Annotated in this window: 15 protein-coding genes; 8 read left to right on the top strand and 7 right to left on the bottom strand. The window is 72.7% G+C overall.

The annotated features are described in order from the left end of the window. Window positions 1-256: 256 nt before the first annotated feature. Window positions 257-1,177 carry an NYN domain-containing protein gene (locus tag G443_RS20400; RefSeq protein ID WP_051314017.1) on the bottom strand — a complete coding sequence of 307 codons (921 nt, stop codon included), beginning with the start codon at window positions 1,175-1,177 and terminating at the stop codon, window positions 257-259. Window positions 1,178-1,298: 121 nt separating this feature from the next. Next, window positions 1,299-1,874 (bottom strand): sigma-70 family RNA polymerase sigma factor, encoded by a 576-nt coding sequence (locus G443_RS20395; RefSeq protein ID WP_026419092.1) that lies wholly within the window; start codon window positions 1,872-1,874, stop codon window positions 1,299-1,301. A gap of 46 nt (window positions 1,875-1,920) precedes the next feature. On the opposite strand from G443_RS20395, the gene G443_RS20390 reads away from it, so the two are divergent. Further along, window positions 1,921-2,694, top strand: a complete 774-nt coding sequence (locus G443_RS20390) for a zf-HC2 domain-containing protein (protein ID WP_051314018.1) — start codon at window positions 1,921-1,923, stop codon at window positions 2,692-2,694. A 249-nt stretch (window positions 2,695-2,943) separates the two neighbouring features. On the opposite strand, the gene G443_RS20385 is transcribed toward G443_RS20390, so the two are convergent. Next, window positions 2,944-3,627, bottom strand: coding sequence for a TetR/AcrR family transcriptional regulator (locus tag G443_RS20385; RefSeq protein ID WP_245588825.1), 684 nt, complete (start codon window positions 3,625-3,627; stop codon window positions 2,944-2,946). A gap of 160 nt (window positions 3,628-3,787) precedes the next feature. Here G443_RS20385 and G443_RS20380 point away from each other — a divergent pair, with 160 nt between their 5' ends. The 4 genes from G443_RS20380 (at window position 3,788) to G443_RS20365 (ending at window position 8,304) form a co-directional block, all read left to right on the top strand. Further along, on the top strand, window positions 3,788-4,576 hold the full coding sequence (locus tag G443_RS20380) for an enoyl-CoA hydratase/isomerase family protein (protein ID WP_026419094.1): 789 nt from the start codon (window positions 3,788-3,790) through the stop codon (window positions 4,574-4,576). Then, window positions 4,569-6,176, top strand: coding sequence for an AMP-binding protein (locus tag G443_RS20375; RefSeq protein ID WP_026419095.1), 1,608 nt, complete (start codon window positions 4,569-4,571; stop codon window positions 6,174-6,176). The genes G443_RS20380 and G443_RS20375 overlap by 8 nt, the downstream gene beginning before the upstream one ends. A gap of 113 nt (window positions 6,177-6,289) precedes the next feature. Further along, entirely contained in the window at window positions 6,290-6,922 is a 633-nt protein-coding gene (locus G443_RS20370; protein WP_026419096.1) for a GNAT family N-acetyltransferase, read from the top strand. Window positions 6,923-7,071: 149 nt separating this feature from the next. Continuing rightward, window positions 7,072-8,304, top strand: coding sequence for a DUF4241 domain-containing protein (locus G443_RS20365; protein ID WP_026419097.1), 1,233 nt, complete (start codon window positions 7,072-7,074; stop codon window positions 8,302-8,304). Between the two features lie 328 nt (window positions 8,305-8,632). On the opposite strand, the gene G443_RS20360 is transcribed toward G443_RS20365, so the two are convergent. Beyond that, window positions 8,633-8,989, bottom strand: coding sequence for a hypothetical protein (locus tag G443_RS20360; protein WP_155886150.1), 357 nt, complete (start codon window positions 8,987-8,989; stop codon window positions 8,633-8,635). Window positions 8,990-9,275: 286 nt separating this feature from the next. Here G443_RS20360 and G443_RS20355 point away from each other — a divergent pair, with 286 nt between their 5' ends. Together G443_RS20355 and G443_RS20350 are read left to right on the top strand one after the other, a co-directional pair. Then, window positions 9,276-10,013: an IclR family transcriptional regulator gene (locus G443_RS20355; RefSeq protein ID WP_245588826.1), complete on the top strand. Its 738-nt coding sequence runs from the start codon at window positions 9,276-9,278 to the stop codon at window positions 10,011-10,013. Window positions 10,014-10,459: 446 nt separating this feature from the next. Next, the gene (locus G443_RS20350) at window positions 10,460-11,218 is read left to right on the top strand and encodes an alpha/beta fold hydrolase (protein ID WP_026419099.1); all 759 of its coding nucleotides are present in this window, start codon (window positions 10,460-10,462) and stop codon (window positions 11,216-11,218) included. A gap of 69 nt (window positions 11,219-11,287) precedes the next feature. Here G443_RS20350 and G443_RS20345 read toward each other — a convergent pair whose 3' ends face one another. After that, entirely contained in the window at window positions 11,288-12,280 is a 993-nt protein-coding gene (locus tag G443_RS20345; protein ID WP_035292205.1) for an LLM class flavin-dependent oxidoreductase, read from the bottom strand. A 517-nt stretch (window positions 12,281-12,797) separates the two neighbouring features. Here G443_RS20345 and G443_RS20340 point away from each other — a divergent pair. After that, window positions 12,798-13,535 carry a hypothetical protein gene (locus G443_RS20340; RefSeq protein ID WP_026419100.1) on the top strand — a complete coding sequence of 246 codons (738 nt, stop codon included), beginning with the start codon at window positions 12,798-12,800 and terminating at the stop codon, window positions 13,533-13,535. Here the strand turns inward: G443_RS20340 and G443_RS20335 are convergent. Together G443_RS20335 and G443_RS20330 are read right to left on the bottom strand one after the other, a co-directional pair. Beyond that, window positions 13,510-14,661, bottom strand: coding sequence for an acyl-CoA dehydrogenase family protein (locus G443_RS20335; RefSeq protein WP_026419101.1), 1,152 nt, complete (start codon window positions 14,659-14,661; stop codon window positions 13,510-13,512). The two genes, G443_RS20340 and G443_RS20335, sit on opposite strands and share 26 nt — an antisense overlap. Before the next feature lie 37 nt (window positions 14,662-14,698). Next, window positions 14,699-16,798 carry an ATP-binding protein gene (locus G443_RS20330; protein ID WP_026419102.1) on the bottom strand — a complete coding sequence of 700 codons (2,100 nt, stop codon included), beginning with the start codon at window positions 16,796-16,798 and terminating at the stop codon, window positions 14,699-14,701. Window positions 16,799-16,821: the final 23 nt, after the last annotated feature.

Genomic DNA, 16,821 nt, shown 5'->3' with positions numbered 1-16,821 from the left:
CCGGCACTCGCGCCGGAACGGAGCAGGCGGTGCGACAGGCTGGTACCTCGGCGGCCGCACCTCCGGCGCTCGTCACCCCACGAGTCGTCCGGGACGCCCCCCTGGTTCCCGGCTCCGGCGCCGTGTTCCGCTCGTCCCGGCCGCGACCAGCGCTTTCCGCCACGACTATCACCCGGGTGGACCAGCGGCCGCCGCTCCGCCGGGCAGAGCGGGACAGGGCGGGCCGCCCGGCGTCCGGGGCCGAGGCAGCCGAAGGTCAACCCGGTTCGGCCAGCTCCGAGTCGGTGGCCGGGTGGGGCGCGTCGGGCTGGGGCACCAGCCCGACCACGATGTCGGAGCCAGAACGCCCCACCTCGCGGACCACCTCGGCGGCGACGAGGAGCTCGCGGAACCGGGTGAAGCCGTACCGCGACTCCCTGAACTCGGGGTCCACCCGCAACATCCAGGTCTTCAACGCGCTCGCGGTGGCCCGCGCGCTCCCAGCGGACTCGAAGGCCCGGCGCACCAGCGCGACCACCTCGTCGAGCGGGCCGGGCGCCCCGACGGGTTCCTCCCCACCGCCGGCGCCGACCTCGGGCGGCGGGTCGTCGCCGGTCGGCGTCGGACACCGGGACTCCGCCGAAGGCCCGGGAGAGGGGGCACCCGACCCGGTCGACATCCCCGCGAGAAGCCCGTCCCACACCACGTACTCGGAGCAGACGGAGGCGAGCCTCGGGCTCGCCGCCCGCCGAGGGCCGACGCCGACGACGCGACGGCCGTGCTCCCGGAGTTTCGTGACGAGCGGGGAGAAGTCGCTGTCACCGGTGGCCACCACGACCGTGTCGAGGTCCGGGTGGACGAGGAGCGCCTCCATCGCGTCGACGGCGATGCGGATGTCGGCCGCGTTCTTCCGGGTCGCCCCGTGCCCGACCTGGATCAGGTCCACGCCCGCGTGTTCGAGGACCTGGTGGTACCGGCGGAAACGGGGGTCGGCCCAGTCCGCGTAGCCGCGCCGGATGCGGGCGCCGCCCCACGCGTGGCACAGCCATCGGACGACCGCCGCCGCGACGCCGTCCTCGGCGAGCGCGGGACCCGTACCGAGCACGAGGTTCTCGACGTCCAGGTACAACGCCACCTGTCCCCGCCGCCGCGACGCCGTCCTCGGCGAGCACGGCACCCACCGTTCGTCGAAGGCCATTCCCAGCCCACCTCCCCGCCCGGCTGGCCCCGGCCGCACCACCCACGACGGCGACGTCCGCCTGGTGGTGGCCTCCCGGTGGCTCTGCGGGCCTGCCCGCCCGGCCCCGGCCCTCCCGAAGTCAGCCGGTCCCCGACCGCGCCCCGTCGAGCGCGCGCATCAGATCGTCCCGGGCTCGGGCCACCCGGGACCGCACGGTCCCCACCGGGCACCCGCACACCTCGGCGGCCTCCTGGTAGGACAGCCCCAGCACCTGGGTGAGGACCAGGACCTCCCGCCGCTCCGGTTCCAACTCGTCCAGCAGGAGGTCGAGTTCGACCGCCCCCTCGAAGCCGCCCGAGGTGCGCCGCACCCTGGAGTGCGCGGCCTCGGCCGACCGTTCCCAGTCCTGCCCGCCCACCACCGTGGGACGCCGACCGGCGTAGCGGAGCTGGTCGACCACCGCTCGCCGCGCGATCGAGAGCAGCCAGGCACGGGCCGAGGAGCGCCCCTCGAAGGAGGGCAGCGCGCGCAACGCCCGCAGGTAGGTCTCCTGGGTCAGGTCGTCCGCGCTGTCCACGGTGGTCAGATGGGCGGTGAACCGCCACACGTCCCGCTGGGTGGCGCGCACGAACGCCGCGATCGCCTCGCGGTCCCCCGTGCCAGCCGCCACGGCCAACCGTGTGGTCTCGTCGTCGAAAACCCCACGCCAGGTCACAGATCAGTAGCGTAGCGCAGTGTCCCTACGGAACCGTGTCTGCCGAATGGCCGACAATCAGGGTGTGGAGTGCGAGACCTGCCGTGAAGCGTTGTCGGCCCGCATCGACGGGGAACGGGAACCGGTACCGGCCGAGGTGGTCGCGCGACACCTGGAGTCCTGCGCCCCCTGCGTCTTCTGGTACCGACGCGCACAGGCCCTGACGCGATCGCTGCGGGTTCGTCCCGCGCCACGCGCACCGGACCTCGTCGACGCGATCCTGCTGGCCGCTCCCGCTGTCGGAACTCGGCGGCGGCGGCCCCCGGCCCACCTGGCGGTCAGGATCGCGTTGGCCGTCGTGGCGGTCGTCCAGGTCCTGATCGCCGTCGGGCCCTACCTGGGTGTCGACTTCGGATTCGGTCACGACCACTCGGGTGAGCCACACCTGCTGAACGAGAGCACCGCCTGGAACGTGGCCCTGGGCCTCGGCATGTTGTGGGCGTCGTTCCGAGTGGAACACGCGCGGGGCATGGTGCCGGTGTTCGCGGGCTTCCTGGTGGTGTTGGCCGGGTTCTCGGTTTGGGACCTGGTGCGGGGCCAGGCACCCGTCGAGCGGGTGGCCTCCCACCTGGTCCTGCTCGTCGGCCTGGTCCTGCTCGTCGTGGTGCGCCGCCGGTCCTCCGGCCGCAGTCCCACCCCGGGTCGGCCGGATGTCGGCGACCGGCGGGTGAACGAGGCGGCGGACCGGGACTCGCGGGAGTCCGGGGAGGCGGACGGCTCCCCGCTGCCGGGCCGGCACCTGCACTCGGCGAGTTCCGAACGACACTCCTGGGTGGCCTGATCGGGGCCGGACCACCCGCGACACCCCTGTCAGCGCCCCGAAACGCCCGAGACGTCACCACCCGCCCGTACCAGTGGCACCCGCCGACCCCGCCGGCCCGCCGGCTGCGCGGGGCTTCCCGCCGGCACCACCGACGGCCGCTCACCGGCCGGGGTCGCCCGCACCGCCCGAGGAACCGCGACCGCGCCGCGCGGGGCGGCGCCCCACCACCACCGCGGCCCACGACCCTGGGCAGGCGGGATCCGCCGGTCACCCGCCCCCTGGCCCGGACCAGATCTCACCGACCAGGCCCCGGCACCAGTCCACCTCGTCCACGAGTTCCAGTTCCTCCGCCCCCAACACCCGCGACGCGAGCTGGGCGTGCCCCAGCGCCACCTCGGACAGCGCCATCGGCCCTCCCGGGTCGTACCAGCGGGCCACACCGGTGCACATCTCCAACAGGGCGAGCCGCGCCATGCCGGGCGCCTCCACCCGGAAGGCGCCCGAGGCGCGGCCCTCGTCGATCGTGGCCCGCCAGTAACGCTCGTACTCGTCGCGCAGCGACATCACCCCGCCCCGGCGGTCCCCCGACAACGCGCGCAGTTCCCCGTCGACCACCCTGGTCTCCCTCGGCCTGAGGGCGTGGGTGAGGACGTGCAGCTGCACCAGCGCGTTCATCCTGGGACCGGCCCCCGCCCGCTGCTGGGTCACCCGTTCGGCGGCCAGGACGAGCCGACGCAGCCCACGGGACATGACATCGGCGAGCAGGTCCTCCTTGGTGCCCATGTAGTGGTAGAGCGTCGCCGAGGACAGTCCCGCCTCCTCCGCCAGCTCCCGGATGCCCACTCCGTGGAAGCCCCGTTCCGACCACAGCCGTACCGCGGCGGCCCTGATCCGTTCCTCCGCGCCGACGGCGCCTCGCTGCGGCATTCCCGCCCCCGTTCCCGTCCGCATCACGCTCCGCGAGCGCCACGGCCGCGAGCAGGACGAACACCCGGTGACCGGTCACGCGCGGTACGTGCCCAGAGCGGGGTATTGACGACGTGAACACCCCGCTCCTACCGTCCGGTCGTGACTCTATCGATCGATCGATCGGACCGCGGAGGCGCCGGGGATGACCGTTGACTACCAGTACGAGAACGGGATCGCCTGTCTCCACCTCAACCGGCCGCACCGGCTGAACGCCGTCGTCCCCGAACTGACCGAGGCGCTGATCGACGGCCTGCGCCGCGCGGGCGGGGACGGTGCGGCCGTGGTGGTCGTGGCCGGGCGGGGACGCGCGTTCTGCGCGGGACACGACCTGCGGGAACCCACCCCCGAGGAGGACCCGCTCGGCACCAGGGCCAGGGTGGACCGCCTCCAGGACGTCACCAGGGAGATCCGCCGGTTCCCCGGGCCGGTGATCGCCGCGGTCCACGGCTACGCGCTCGGCGCCGGCTGCGAGTTCGCCCTCGCCTGCGACCTCGTGGTGGCGGCGGAGGACGCGTCCTTCGGTTTCCCCGAGGTCGGGGTCGGCCTCAGCGTCACGGGCGGCATCTCACGCCTCCTGCCCCTGGCGGTCGGCCCGATGCGGGCCAAGGAGGCGCTGATGCTCGGCGACCGGCTGGACGCGGAGACGGCCTCGGGACTCGGCCTGGTCAACCGGGTGGTCCCCGCCGGGACGCACGAGGCCGCCGCCCGCGAGCTGGCCGAGCGGTTGCGGGAGCGGCCCCGCACCGCGCTGGCCCTCGCCAAACGTGTGCTCGACAGCGGGATGGACCACACCCTGGAACAGGCCATGTCGGTCGAGCTGGACCACGCCGTCACGACCCGCTTCACCTCGGAATCCGATGTGGGTCGGCAGGAGTTCGAGCGTCGCCGCGCCGACACGGGCTCCGACCCCGGGCGGGTCCGCCATGAGTGAGCTCGCGACGGGACCCGGTGGGCTCGCCGCCCACCGGGTGCCGGACCTGGTCACCGCGGTCCGGCGCGCGGCGGAGCGGTGGCCCGACCGGGTGGCCTGGACCTTCGACCTCGACCCGGGGTCGGCGGACCCGGACACCCCCCGTGCCGCGCCGGTCCGGCTCACCTTCGCCGAGGTGGACCGGCGCACCGCCCAGGTGGCGGCGGCACTGCGGGCCCGGGGGGTGCGCGCCGGCCACCGGGTGGCGGTCCTGCTGCGCAACCGGCCCGAGTACCCCCTGGTCTGGCTCGGTCTCGCCCGGCTCGGCGCGGTGATGGTCCCCGTCAACGCGAAGTACCGCGGCGTCGACACCGAGCACCTGCTCCGCACCGCCGGCACCCATGCCGTCGTGACCTCCCCGGAGTTCACGGACCTGCTCGCCGCGTTGCCCGCCACGCTTCCCGGCCTGGCGAACGTCCTCCTGGCCGAAGACCTGGCGACCGACCGGGGGGCGGCCCCCGTCGAGGACCACCAGCCGGAACCGGAGGACACGGTGAACATCCAGTTCACCTCCGGGACCACCGGTCGTCCCAAGGGATGTGTGCTCTCCCACCGGTACTGGACGGTGCTCGGCGGCGGCATGGTGGCGGAGTTCCCGCACCTGGGCGAGGCGGACGTGCTGCTCACGGCGCAGCCCTTCTCCTACGTCGACCCGCAGTGGAACGTCGTGGCGGCCCTGTTGGCCGGGGCGGAACTGGTGGTGCTCGACGGCTTCCACCCGAGCAGCTTCTGGTCGCGGGTGCGGGAACACCGGGTGACCTACTTCTACTGCCTCGGGGCGATGCCGACGCTGCTGCTGCGGATGCCCCCCTCCGTCGCCGACCGGGACCACCGGGTGCGGGCCGTGCAGTGCTCCGCGATCCCTCCCGCCCTGCACGGCGAGTTGGAGCGGCGCTGGGGCGTGCCCTGGTACGAGGCGTTCGGGATGACGGAGACCGGAGCGGACATCAGGGTGGGTGCCGAGGAGCACGACGAGCTGGTGGGCACCGGTTGCCTCGGCCGCCCCACCCGTTCCCGGGAGGTGCGGATCGTCGACTCCGACGGGAACCCGGTGCCCACGGGGCTGGTCGGCGAGCTCACCCTGCGGGGGCCCGGGATGATGCGCGGCTACCTCGACGATCCCGAGGCCACCGCCCGCGTCATCCGACAGGGCTGGTTCCACACCGGGGACCTGGGTCGACTGGACGAACGAGGGCGGGTGTACCACTGTGGCCGGTTGAAGGACATGGTCCGGCGGGCCGGGGAGAACATCGCGGCCAGGGAGGTGGAGGAGGTCCTGCTCACCCACCCGGCCGTGCGACTGGCGGCGGTCACCGGTGTCGTGGACGAGCTTCGCGGGGAGGAGGTCAAGGCCTACCTGGCGCTGCGGGAACCGGACGCGGTGTCCCCCTCCGACCTGGCCGAGTTCTGCGCCAGCCGCCTGGCCGCCTTCAAGGTTCCCCGCTACTGGGAGTTCCACCCCGACCTCCCCAGGACGGCGTCCGAGCGGGTCACCAAGGCGGTCCTCGGGGAACTGGGCGGCGCGGTGTTCGACCGGTCCACGGGTTCCTGGTCGCCGTGACCCAGCCGCCCCGACCCGAGGCGCGGCATGGCTGCCCGGGTGGGCCGCCCGACGCGTCACGGCGGCGATGCCAGCACTCCCGTTCCACCCGCCCACGAGGTCTGCGAGAAGCGATGAACACGTCCCTGTCCCCCGTCTCCGCCCTGTCCGCCGAGGCGGCGGCCCGGTTGCGCCACATCTACGAGAGCGGGTTCGCCGAGCACCTCCGGGCCCCGTTCACCGAGGCGGTGGCCTCGGGACGGCAGGACGAGGAGGCACTGGCGCTGGTCGACGGCGACGGCGCACCGCTCGGCCTCGCGGTGCTGCGTCATCTCGGCGACACGCGATGGACCTACCTGCGGTACCTGGTCGTTGACGAGTCCCAGCGGGGGCGGGGGGTCGGCGCCGCGTTGTGGCGGGCGATGACGTCCCGGCTCGCCGCCGGGGGGCGGTCCCGGCTGCTCTGGGACGTCGAGGATCCGGAGGAGGACGGTGTCGACGAGGTCGAGGAGCTGGTCCGGCGCCGGCGCATCCGGTTCTACGAGCGTCAGGACGGCGTGTTGCTCCAGGTCGAGGGGTACCTCACCCCTCACGACACCCCGGGAGGGCGGCCCCAGTGGGACCCGATGCGGCTGATGACCGCCCGACTCGCCCCGGGGGAGGAGGCGCACCTGCGGGACCTGGTGATCGCCGTCTACCGGCACCGGTGGGGTCTTCCCGAGGAACACGCCGTCGTCGCCAGCACCCTGGACCGGTCGGGGCTCTGACGTCGGAACCCGCTGCTCCCACCCGCGCCTGGTCGCCGCCCGGTCCGGGTGCGCGGCGGTGGGCGCCCTGGCCGGGGCGCCCGGCGGAACCGGTCGTACCGGGCACCGGCTAGTTTCCCGGGCGGAACCCGAGGAGCTGGAGGACGGCCATGACAGCGCCGATCATGAACGTGCGGTACGGCGAGGACTGGGACGCGGATGCCCGTGACCTGCTCGGGCCGCTGCGCACCGCGACCGCGCGGGCGCGGCACGAGGCCGGGTCCCGGTACGCGGTGCTGCTGTCCAACGGGGACGCCCCGCAGGCCCTGCTCCAGGTGGGCGTGGCCGACCGCTACCTGGGCGTGTGGCTGTTCGACGGGCAGCGGCGCCGGGCGGCCCGCATCGAACTGCGGGAGATGCTGGAGGGGCGGCTCTTCCCGCTGGCGTTGGAGCACTGGGGTTACCAGGCCGAGGACCAGGCCGAGTTCGACCCGGGTGCCGCCCTCCACCGCGAACGGTACGACCACCGTGGCCGGGTGACGGTGCACCGGGAGCCGCGAGGCGCCGACGGACCCGCCAGCGAGACGGTGAACGTCATCGACGCCGACCCGTTGTGGAGGGACTTCCCCGAGTTCGGGGACTGGGTCCCCCTGCTGACCAGCCTCTCCGGCGCCTCCACTTCGACGTCCACCCCGCGTCCGACCCTTCGGGAGGCGGAGGACTCCGAGGTGGTGGAGACCCCGGTTCCGGCCGGGACCCGGTTGTGGGAGCCGCCGCGCCCCCTGCTGCCGGAGCGGCCGGATCGCCTCTTCGTCGAGGGCTGCCGGTCCGTGTTCCGCGACGGGCGGCCCGCGCTCAGCCGGGACCCGCTCGCGGCGGGGACGCTGGTGCTCCCGACCGGCCGGGTGGTGACCGCCGACCCGCATTCGGTGGAGGCGGACACCGATCCGCTGGTCGTGCGCCTGCCGAAGGGACGGCATCCGGTCGAACTCGCGCTGGTCGACACGGAGCGGCCGGGAGAGGGACCGCTGGTGGCCGCCGCGCGCGTCCGGTGGGGTGGCGGTGTCCCGACGAGCTGGGAACCGGCGCTGCGCGCGGGCCAGGACCCGCTGGAACTGCGCGCGGGGGAGTTCTTCGGTTTCGGTGTGGACTCCGGGCTGGCCTGCCTCTGCGCGGCCGAGGCCACCGGATGGGCGGCACGCGTGGTCAGCGAGGACGCGGTTCCGCCGGTGGACGTGGAGAAGCCGGTCGAACTGGTGGACTCGTCGTCCGGGGGTTCGCTGGTGGTGTTCCGGGCCGGGGAGGGGGACGGCAGCTACCCGACGTGGCTGGGACGGGACGCGGAGGGCGCACCGTGCGCGCTGGTGGTCGACTTCCTCCTCGTCTCCACCGAGGACGAATAGCTCGCCGGGGGGCGCCTCGCGATGCCCCCTGGGACGGGGAGAACATGCCGTTCCCGGTGACCCTGCTGCCACTCCCCTGAGCCGGTGCGGGAGCGGACCGAGTAGAACGGGCAGCCGGTTGAGCGGGTGACGTACCAGCGCGACAACTCGGGTCCGCCGCCGACGGGGGGGGGAGGCGGGGATCGTCGACGGCGGACCGAGTTGGGGCGGTTCGGTGCCGGGCGGGGGGCGGCACGGCACCGAACCGCGTTCCGCACGACCCGGGGAGGCGTGAGGCGCGGGAGAGACGACGGGGACATCGTCTTCGCCGCCCCGGGTTGGCGGTGGTTCAGCTGAGGCAGCCCGAGCGGGGCGCGGGAGCCGCGATCAACGGGGACAACCAGAGGTCGGGTGGGGGAAGTTCGAGCAGTTCGTTGAGGGTGTCGGCCAGGTGCCCGCCGCGCTGCCAGACGATGCCGCCCCGGCTGCCCGCCTGGTCGAGGACCATCCGGACGGCGACCGTGTCGGTCATGTCGTAGACGTAGACGGCGTCGAGGTACTGCTTCTCCCGCCGGTAGCCGACCACGCAGGACAGCTCACCGGCATCGTCGGTCATCAGCTCGAAATCCCAGCCGGCTTCCTTGATGAGCGCGAGACAGGAAAGCTCCGGATATTCGCGAAGCGCCTGCTCCCGGGTAATCGCCATGACCCCTCCTCGCCACCTCGACTTCGGCGCGACTCCGGACGGCGTTCCGGGTCGCTGCCGATCGCCTGGGGCGATGATGCCACACCGTGCACATTCTACCCAACTAGTTCATATTGTGCACCACATGAATTGGTTTCGGAAGCCATGAACGCCAGCCGAGGACAAACCGCGATGATCAGCGGAAATGGCGGGAGACACCGTCCCGAAAGTCGGTTTGCGTAGATAGTGCACAATGATTTGCCATCGAATTCCCAGGAAAGATCATCCAAGAGAGGGAGTGGCCGACGTGCTGAACGAAGACCGGCGACCCGTTTCGACAGGATCGCCGGCTGATTCCGCACCTCCTCCGGGAGCTAAGACCCTCGACACCGGACTGCGAATCCTGTGGGCCCTGCGAAACCACCCCGACGGCCTCACCCACGCCGAACTGACCAGGACGCTGGGCATCGAGCGCACCGCCGTCTACCGGCTCATCGGCACCCTCCAGTCGAACCGGCTGGTCACCCGGACCGAACGGGGCCGTTACCAACTCGCGCTCGGCGTCCTCGAACTCGGCACCGCCGTGCTGCCACACCTGCGGCGCGCGCTGGCCCCCGAGCTCCGGACCCTCGCCGAGAACTGCGGTGCCACCGCGTTCGTCACCGTGCTCGACGGCGAGACGAGCTGCGTCGTCGTCGCGGTCACCGAACCCTCGCGCACCTTCACCCACGTCGCCTACCGGGTCGGGACCCGGCACGAGGCGGGGCTCGGAGCCGCCGGCATGGCGATCCTGGCGGGGCGACCAGCCAAGCTCGACGAACGAGCGGAGGTCACCGCGGCGCGGGAACGGGGCTACTCGGTGACCAGCGGGGAGCTGCAACCGGGCGCCTGGGGACTCGCGGCCCCCATCGCTCCCTCCGACGGCCTCGCCGTGGCGAGCGTGGGCATCGTCTCGATCGGCACGCTGGCCGAGGCAGCGGTCGCCCCCGAGGTGCTCCGCGTCGCCAAACGGCTCGGACGCACGGTCACGGGGATCCGGGGGTGACTCTGGGCGGGTACCGGGCCCCGGAACCCACCCGAGTCGACACGGGGCGTGGACGACGCTTCACCCCGTCGGGTTCGCCTCGCCCCCGTACTCGTGACGGGCCACCACCCGCGCGGAGCAGGGCGGCCTGTCGGGGTTCGTCTGCCTCCCTCCCAGCGGAAACCTCCTCGTCCCCTGGAGGCGCGGCCGTCGTCGGCCCTCCACCGCGGGATCACGCAGGGTGATTCGTGGCGTCCCGTCCACATCGGCCAAAGGCTCCGACCGCAGGATTGACTTCACTGGCCAGGAGTCCAATCCTGGCATGATCAGCGATTCCGCCCGTCCGATCTCACGACCCAGTCCGGCTCGCCCTGTCCGGCCTGACCCAGTCCGGCTCGACCGAGACGGAAGACCCCAGCCCGAATGTGTCCGCCGACCCCACCCCGGTCAGCAGAACAGGAGCTGTTGTGGCTGTTCTCCCGCACGACGTCCTCGGTGACGGCCCGCACCACGTGCTGGCGCTGCACGGCTGGTTATCAGATCGGTCGGCCTTCGAGGCGATCACGCCGCAGCTGGACACCGACCGCTTCACCTGGGCGTTCATGGACTACCGGGGGTACGGCGAGGCGATGCGGATCGCCGGCGAGCACACGACTGCCGAGACCGCCTCCGACGTGCTCGCGGTCGCGGACTCGCTGGGGTGGCCGAACTTCTCCCTCGTCGGCCACTCCATGGGCGGGAAGGTGGCCGCGTCGGTGCTGGCCGAGTCGCCGGAGCGAGTACGCAAGATCGTCGGCGTGTCCCCCGTTCCCGCCTCGGGCGTACCCCTCGACGAGCGGACCTGGGAGTTGTTCTCGGGTGCGGCCGAGAGCGCGGCGAACCGCAGGGCGATCATCGACATGACCACCGGGGGCCGGTTGAGCGGGCGGTGGCTGGACGACATGGTCCGCCGCTCGCTGGACCGCTCGACGGTGACCGCCTTCGCGGAGTACCTGCGCGACTGGGCGCGCAACGACTTCCAGCAGAAGATCAGCGGTGACACCACTCCGATGCTGCTCATCGCGGGTGAGCACGATCCGGCGCTCAGCGCGGGGATGCTCCGGGACACCTGGGCACGTCACCACCCCAACGCGCGGGTGGAGCTGTTCCGCAACGCCGGGCACTACGCGATCGAGGAGGCGCCCCTGATCACGGTCACCCGGATCGAGGAGTTCCTCGCCAGCTGAGCCCGTCCGCGCTCCGGGGGAGCCGGGGCCGTGCGGCAGTGGGGCTCGCCGCACGGTCCACCGGCCGGCTCAGACCGGGTCGCGCTCGTCCGCCGTCGGCAACAGGGTGGACAGCCGCCGCAGGGACGCGTTCGCCAGCTCCGACGGCATGCCGCCGAAGTTGGTCAACGCCAGGAGGTGCCCCACGCCGAGCCCGCTGAGCTTCTCCACGCGCTCCCGCACCTCGTCCTGGTCGCCGAAGAGCACCAGGCCCGCGTCGGTGAGCTGGTCGTAACTGCGCCGGCTGCGGTGGTAGAGGCGGCTGTCGGTGTACTGCGCCAGCGCCGGCCCCACCTCGGATCGAACGTCGGGTCGGTCCCCGACGTAGGTGTGCAGGGCGACCGCGACCTCACCCCTGCCAGGCGCCCCGGACTCGGCGTACCCCCTGCGATAGCTGTCCACGATGGTCCCGAGGTCGCTGATGTCGGTGGCCGTGGCGTAGGGGATCAGCATGACGTTCCGGCCCTGCCGCCCCACGTGGTACGCGGCCTCGGCCCGGATGACGGCCACCCACAACGGTGGCGGTGCGAGCGGGGTGACCGCGATCCGCACGTCGTCCACGTGGTGGTAGTGGCCGTGGTACGTCACCGGCTCCCCGGTCCACGCCTTCGTCAGGACCTCCAGCGCCTCGTCGAAGCGGACCCGCTTCTCCGAGTTCCCGATCCCGAAACCCGCGTACTCGTGCTCGAGGTACCCCGACCCCACACCCAGCGCCAACCGCCCGCCGGACAGCTGGTCCAGCATCGCGTACTCCTCGGCGAGGACCAGCGGGTTGTGGAAGGGCAACACCGCCACGGCCGCTCCCAGCCCGATGCGGTTCGTCCGCCGAGCGGCGGCGGCCAACAGCACCGGCGGCGAGGTCACGACCCCGTACTCGTGGAAGTGGTGTTCGGCCACGAAGTAGTTGGCGAAACCCAGTTGGTCCGCGAGCTCGATCTCGTCGAGCAGCTGATCGTAGAAATCGGAAATACTCCGGCCCAGGCTCGGATGGTGGTCGGTGACCGAGAAGATGCTCAGCTTCATTGCGGCGTGTCCTTTCCGGGCAGGGACGGCCTTCGACGTCGAGAAGCGGAAGAGTCGGCGGGGAACGGGAAGGGGCGCGGAGTCACGGGAACGACCACCGCCCCGGAACCGCCGATCGACGGCGGGGCTCCCCATCCCATGGTGGCGGGTGGAGCGCCCTGGTGTTCACTCGCCCTCCGGGGAGGCGGCTTTCTTCCGAGGCCACCTCCGGGCAGCTCCGGAGGAGAACTCCGAACGCCATGACCGGGTCCCGTGATCCGGCATGCCGACCACACTCTCCTGTTCACATAGTGCATGAGATAAGCACAATATGAACAGACAGTGCCGGCTGAACTTCGCACTGTCAATGGCTCCACCCGGTTCCCCACCCGCTTCGGCGGTTTCTCGCACGGCTGGGCAGCAGCGGGTGCCACGTTCCGCACAAGCCGTGATGGAGTGGGCGGTTCCTCCGGCCCCCGAGCCGCCTGGTTCACCCTTTCGCGGGGGATCTCCTCGCCGGATCAGGCACAATGCGATCGTGACCCATCCGAGTGGACCAGGGGGAAGGCCCACGCCGCGCCCGGCGGCCCCGCTGCTGCTCGCGCTCGCGGCGGCCACGGTGGCCGGTTGCACCAGCACCTCGCCCGGCAGCGCCGTCGCCGGTGGAACGCCCGCCGCCCCGCCTCCCCCCGAGCTCCCCCAGATCGCCGCCAGCGCGGACGTGAACGGCGTTCCCCCCGGAACCCCCACCGGTACCGGCCATCCCGACTACCCCGCGAGCAGCGCGTGCGACCTCTTCGTCGACGGCCTGGCCGAAGCGGCCGGCGTCAACGGGTTCGCGGTCCACGAGGAGAACGAACGCGGCCTGGGACTGTGCATCCTCGTCGACGGCACCACCCACCCCGGCCAGACCTGGGAACTCGGCGTGGTCGTCGACCCCCACCACGGGATCGCCAACGCTTACACCGGTGACGTGACCAGCATCGAGCCGACCACCGCCGACCCGTTCGACGCCAGGCTGCTGCGCTACGCCGACGGCATGTGCCGGATGGACATCGACGTCGCGGAGGACGCGACCGTCAGCCTCATGGTCGCCGTCGGCCGGACCGGGAGCGACCCGGCCCCCGAGGGCGAGGAGGACGAGGTGGCCCGCACGGACCAGGCCTGCTCGGTCGTGGCCGACATCAGCCCCGTCCTGGCCCACCACCTGCCCGCCAGGGCGGACGGCGACCAGGACGGGCCGACCACGCTCAGCGCAACCCCATCTCCCGGCTGATCAGCATCCGCTGCACCTCCGAGGTCCCCTCGCCGATCTCCAGGATCTTGGCGTCCCGGTAGAAGCGGCCCACCGGCGTCTCGTTCATGAAGCCGTACCCACCGAAGATCTGCGTCGCCTCCCGCGCGTTGTCCATCGCGGCGTTCGAACTCACCAGTTTGGCGATCGAGGCCTGCTTCTTGAACGACTCACCCCGCGACATGCGCGCGGCGGCGTCGTAGTAGGCCAGCCGCGCCGTGTGCGCGCGGGCCTCCATGTCAGCGATCTTGAACTGGATGGCCTGGTAGGAACCGATGTTCTTCCCGAAGGCCGTTCGCTCCCTCGCGTAGCGCAGGCTCTCGTCCACGCAGCCCTGCGCCAGGCCGACGCCCAGCGCGGCGATCGCGATCCTGCCCTCGTCCAGGATGCGCAGGAACTGGGCGTAGCCCCGCCCGCGCTCACCCAACAGGTTGGCCTCGGGGACGCGGCAGTCGGCGAAGGCGAGCTCGCAGGTGTTGGAGGCGTTCCACCCCACCTTCGAGTAGTGACCGGCTACCGTGAAGCCGGGAGTGCCCGAGGGCACGACGACCGCCGAGATCTCGTTGCCCGCCTCGGACCGGCCGGTCACCGCCGTGACCGTCACCAGGGAGGTGATGTCGGTCCCCGAGTTGGTGATGAACACCTTGGAGCCGTTCACCACCCACTCCCCGCCCTCCAGGCTGGCTCTGGTCCGGGTGGCCTGGGCGTCCGAACCGCCGTCCGACTCCGTCAGCCCGAACGCGGCCAGCCGACGACCGGAGCACAGGTCGGGGAGCCAGCGAAGGCGTTGGTCCTCGGTGCCGAACCGGTAGATCGGCATCGCGCCCAACGACACCCCCGCCTCCAGGGTGATGGCCACGGACGAGTCCACCCTGGCCAGCTCCTCCAGGGCCAGGCACAACGCGAAGTAGTCCCCGCCCATCCCCTCGTACTCCTCGGGGAAGGGCAGGCCGAACAGGCCCATCTCGCCCATGCCCCGGACGATGTCGTAGGGGAACTCCTCCCGCTCGTAGTACCCCGCGATCACCGGCGCCACGACGTCCCTGGCGAACTCGGCGACGGTGGCTCGCAGCTGCTCGTGTTCCTCGTCCAACCGGTAGTCGGGCATCGGCCGCTCCCCTGTCCTCGTGTGGTGGGTTGTCCCGTCACACCGGTCCGGGATCACCGGACGGTGCGGTCGCCGAGGTCGGGTCGACCACGGCGAGGTCCTCGTCGAGAGCCACTCGGCTGCCCGGCCGGACGAGCAGGGCCGCCACGCTCCCCGCTACCGGTGCCGTGACGGTGTGCTCCATCTTCATCGCCTCGACCACCAGCAGCTCCTGCCCGGCCACCACCTGGTCCCCCACGGCCACCCCCACGGTCAACACGGTTCCCGGCATGGGTGACCGCACCTGCCCGTCCGCCGTGGTCGCCGCCGGGGAGGACACCGCGGCCAACGGCTCGCGCTCCACCAGTTCCCAGGTGCCGCCCGCCCAGGCGAGCCACCGCCTGCCCCCCTCCCGCGCCACGGTGTACACCCGGGTCCGGCCGTCCACCCGCACGGTCAGCTCGGTGCCGTCGAGCCGCGCGCCACCCCGCACCGGGTCAGCCCCGCCCACCGACACCGCCGCGTCCTCGGCCCCACCCGTGACGAGGACGCGGTGCGCGGGCCGCCCCGGTTCCCCGAGCCACCAGGGCGTCGCCGCCGGACCACCCCAGCGCCAGCCGTCGGGCAGGGCGAACCTGCTGGCCACCGGACCGGCCGGTTCCCGGTCGAGCTGGCACCACAGGGCGCCCGCGACCAGCACCTCGCCCGGTGGATCAGTGGTCGGCAGGCGCTCCCCCTCGACGAAGCGCTCCACCAGCCCGGTGGACAACCGACCGGCCACCACGTCGGCGTCCCGGAGCAGTGCCCGGAGGAAGGGGACATTGGTCCGGACGCCGAGCACGGTGTGCTCGCCGAGCGCCCGGTCGAGCCGGCTCAGGGCCTCGCGGCGGTTCGGTGCCCACGCCACGACCTTCGCCAACATGGGGTCGTACCCGGTGCCGACGTCGACCCCGGTCGCGATGCCCGAGTCCACCCGCACGTGCTCGCCCCCCGGTTCCCGGAGCACCCGCACCCGCCCCCCCGTGGGCAGGAACCCCCGGGCCGGGTCCTCCGCGTACACCCGGGCCTCCACGGCGTGCCCGCTCGTGCCCAGCGCCGCCCGCACCGCCTCCTCCGCCTCAGGACCCCGGCCGTCCGTCGCCACCCCGAGCAGCCCGGGCAGACCGGCACCGTCGGCGACCCCGAGCTGCAGGGCCACCAGGTCCACCCCCCGACGCCCCTCCACCGTGGTCACCAGCTCGGTCACCGGGTGCTCCACCTGGAGGCGGGTGTTCATCTCCAGGAAGAAGAACTCGTCGGGCCGGTCGCCACCGACGATGAACTCCACGGTGCCGGCGCCCACGTAGTCGACGGCGCGGGCGACCCGGACCGCGGCCTCGCCCATCGCGGCCCGGGTCACGTCGCTCAGCACCGGCGAGGGAGCCTCCTCCACGATCTTCTGGTGTCTCCGTTGGAGGCTGCACTCCCGCTCCCCCAGGTGGACCAGGCAACCGGCGGAGTCCCCGATCACCTGGATCTCCACGTGCCGGGGGTTCTCGACATACCGCTCGGCCAGCAGGGTCCCGTCCCCGAAGGCCGCCACCGCCTCCCGACGCGCGCTCCGCACGGCCGAGGGCAGCTCGGTGAGGTCGCGGACCAGCCGCATGCCCTTGCCTCCCCCACCCGCCGAGGGCTTGAGCAGGATCGGGAGCCCGACGCGCCCCACCGCCGCCCGCCACTCCTGGTCGGTCAGGGGGGCGGCTGGGTCCTCGGCGACCCCGGGGAGCACCGGCACCCCGGCGGCCGCCACGGCGGCCTTCGCGCGGATCTTGTCCCCCATCGTGTCGATGGCGTCCGGGGAAGGACCGACGAAGACCAGCCCGGCACGACGGCACTCCGAGGCGAACCCGGCGTTCTCGGCGAGGAACCCGTAGCCGGGGTGCACGGCGCCGGCCCCGCTCCGGCGGGCGGCGGCGAGCACCGCGTCGACGTCCAGGTAGGTGGCCGGGCCGCCGTCCCCGCTGGTGAGGGCGACGGCCTCGTCGGCCGCCCCCACGTGCGGGGCCTCGGCGTCCTCCTCGGTGTGCACCGCGACCGCCCGCCGACCGGTCGCCCGCAGGGTGCGGATCACCCGCACCGCGATCTCTCCCCGGTTGGCCACCAGCACGGTGTCCGTCACTCGCACGTCAGGTCCTCCCTGCT

This window comes from Actinoalloteichus caeruleus DSM 43889 (assembly GCF_000429185.2).
GTDB classification, from domain to species: domain Bacteria; phylum Actinomycetota; class Actinomycetes; order Mycobacteriales; family Pseudonocardiaceae; genus Actinoalloteichus_B; species Actinoalloteichus_B caeruleus.
Note: the sequence above shows the minus strand (reverse complement) of the source record. Positions and strands in the feature narration are given on the sequence as shown.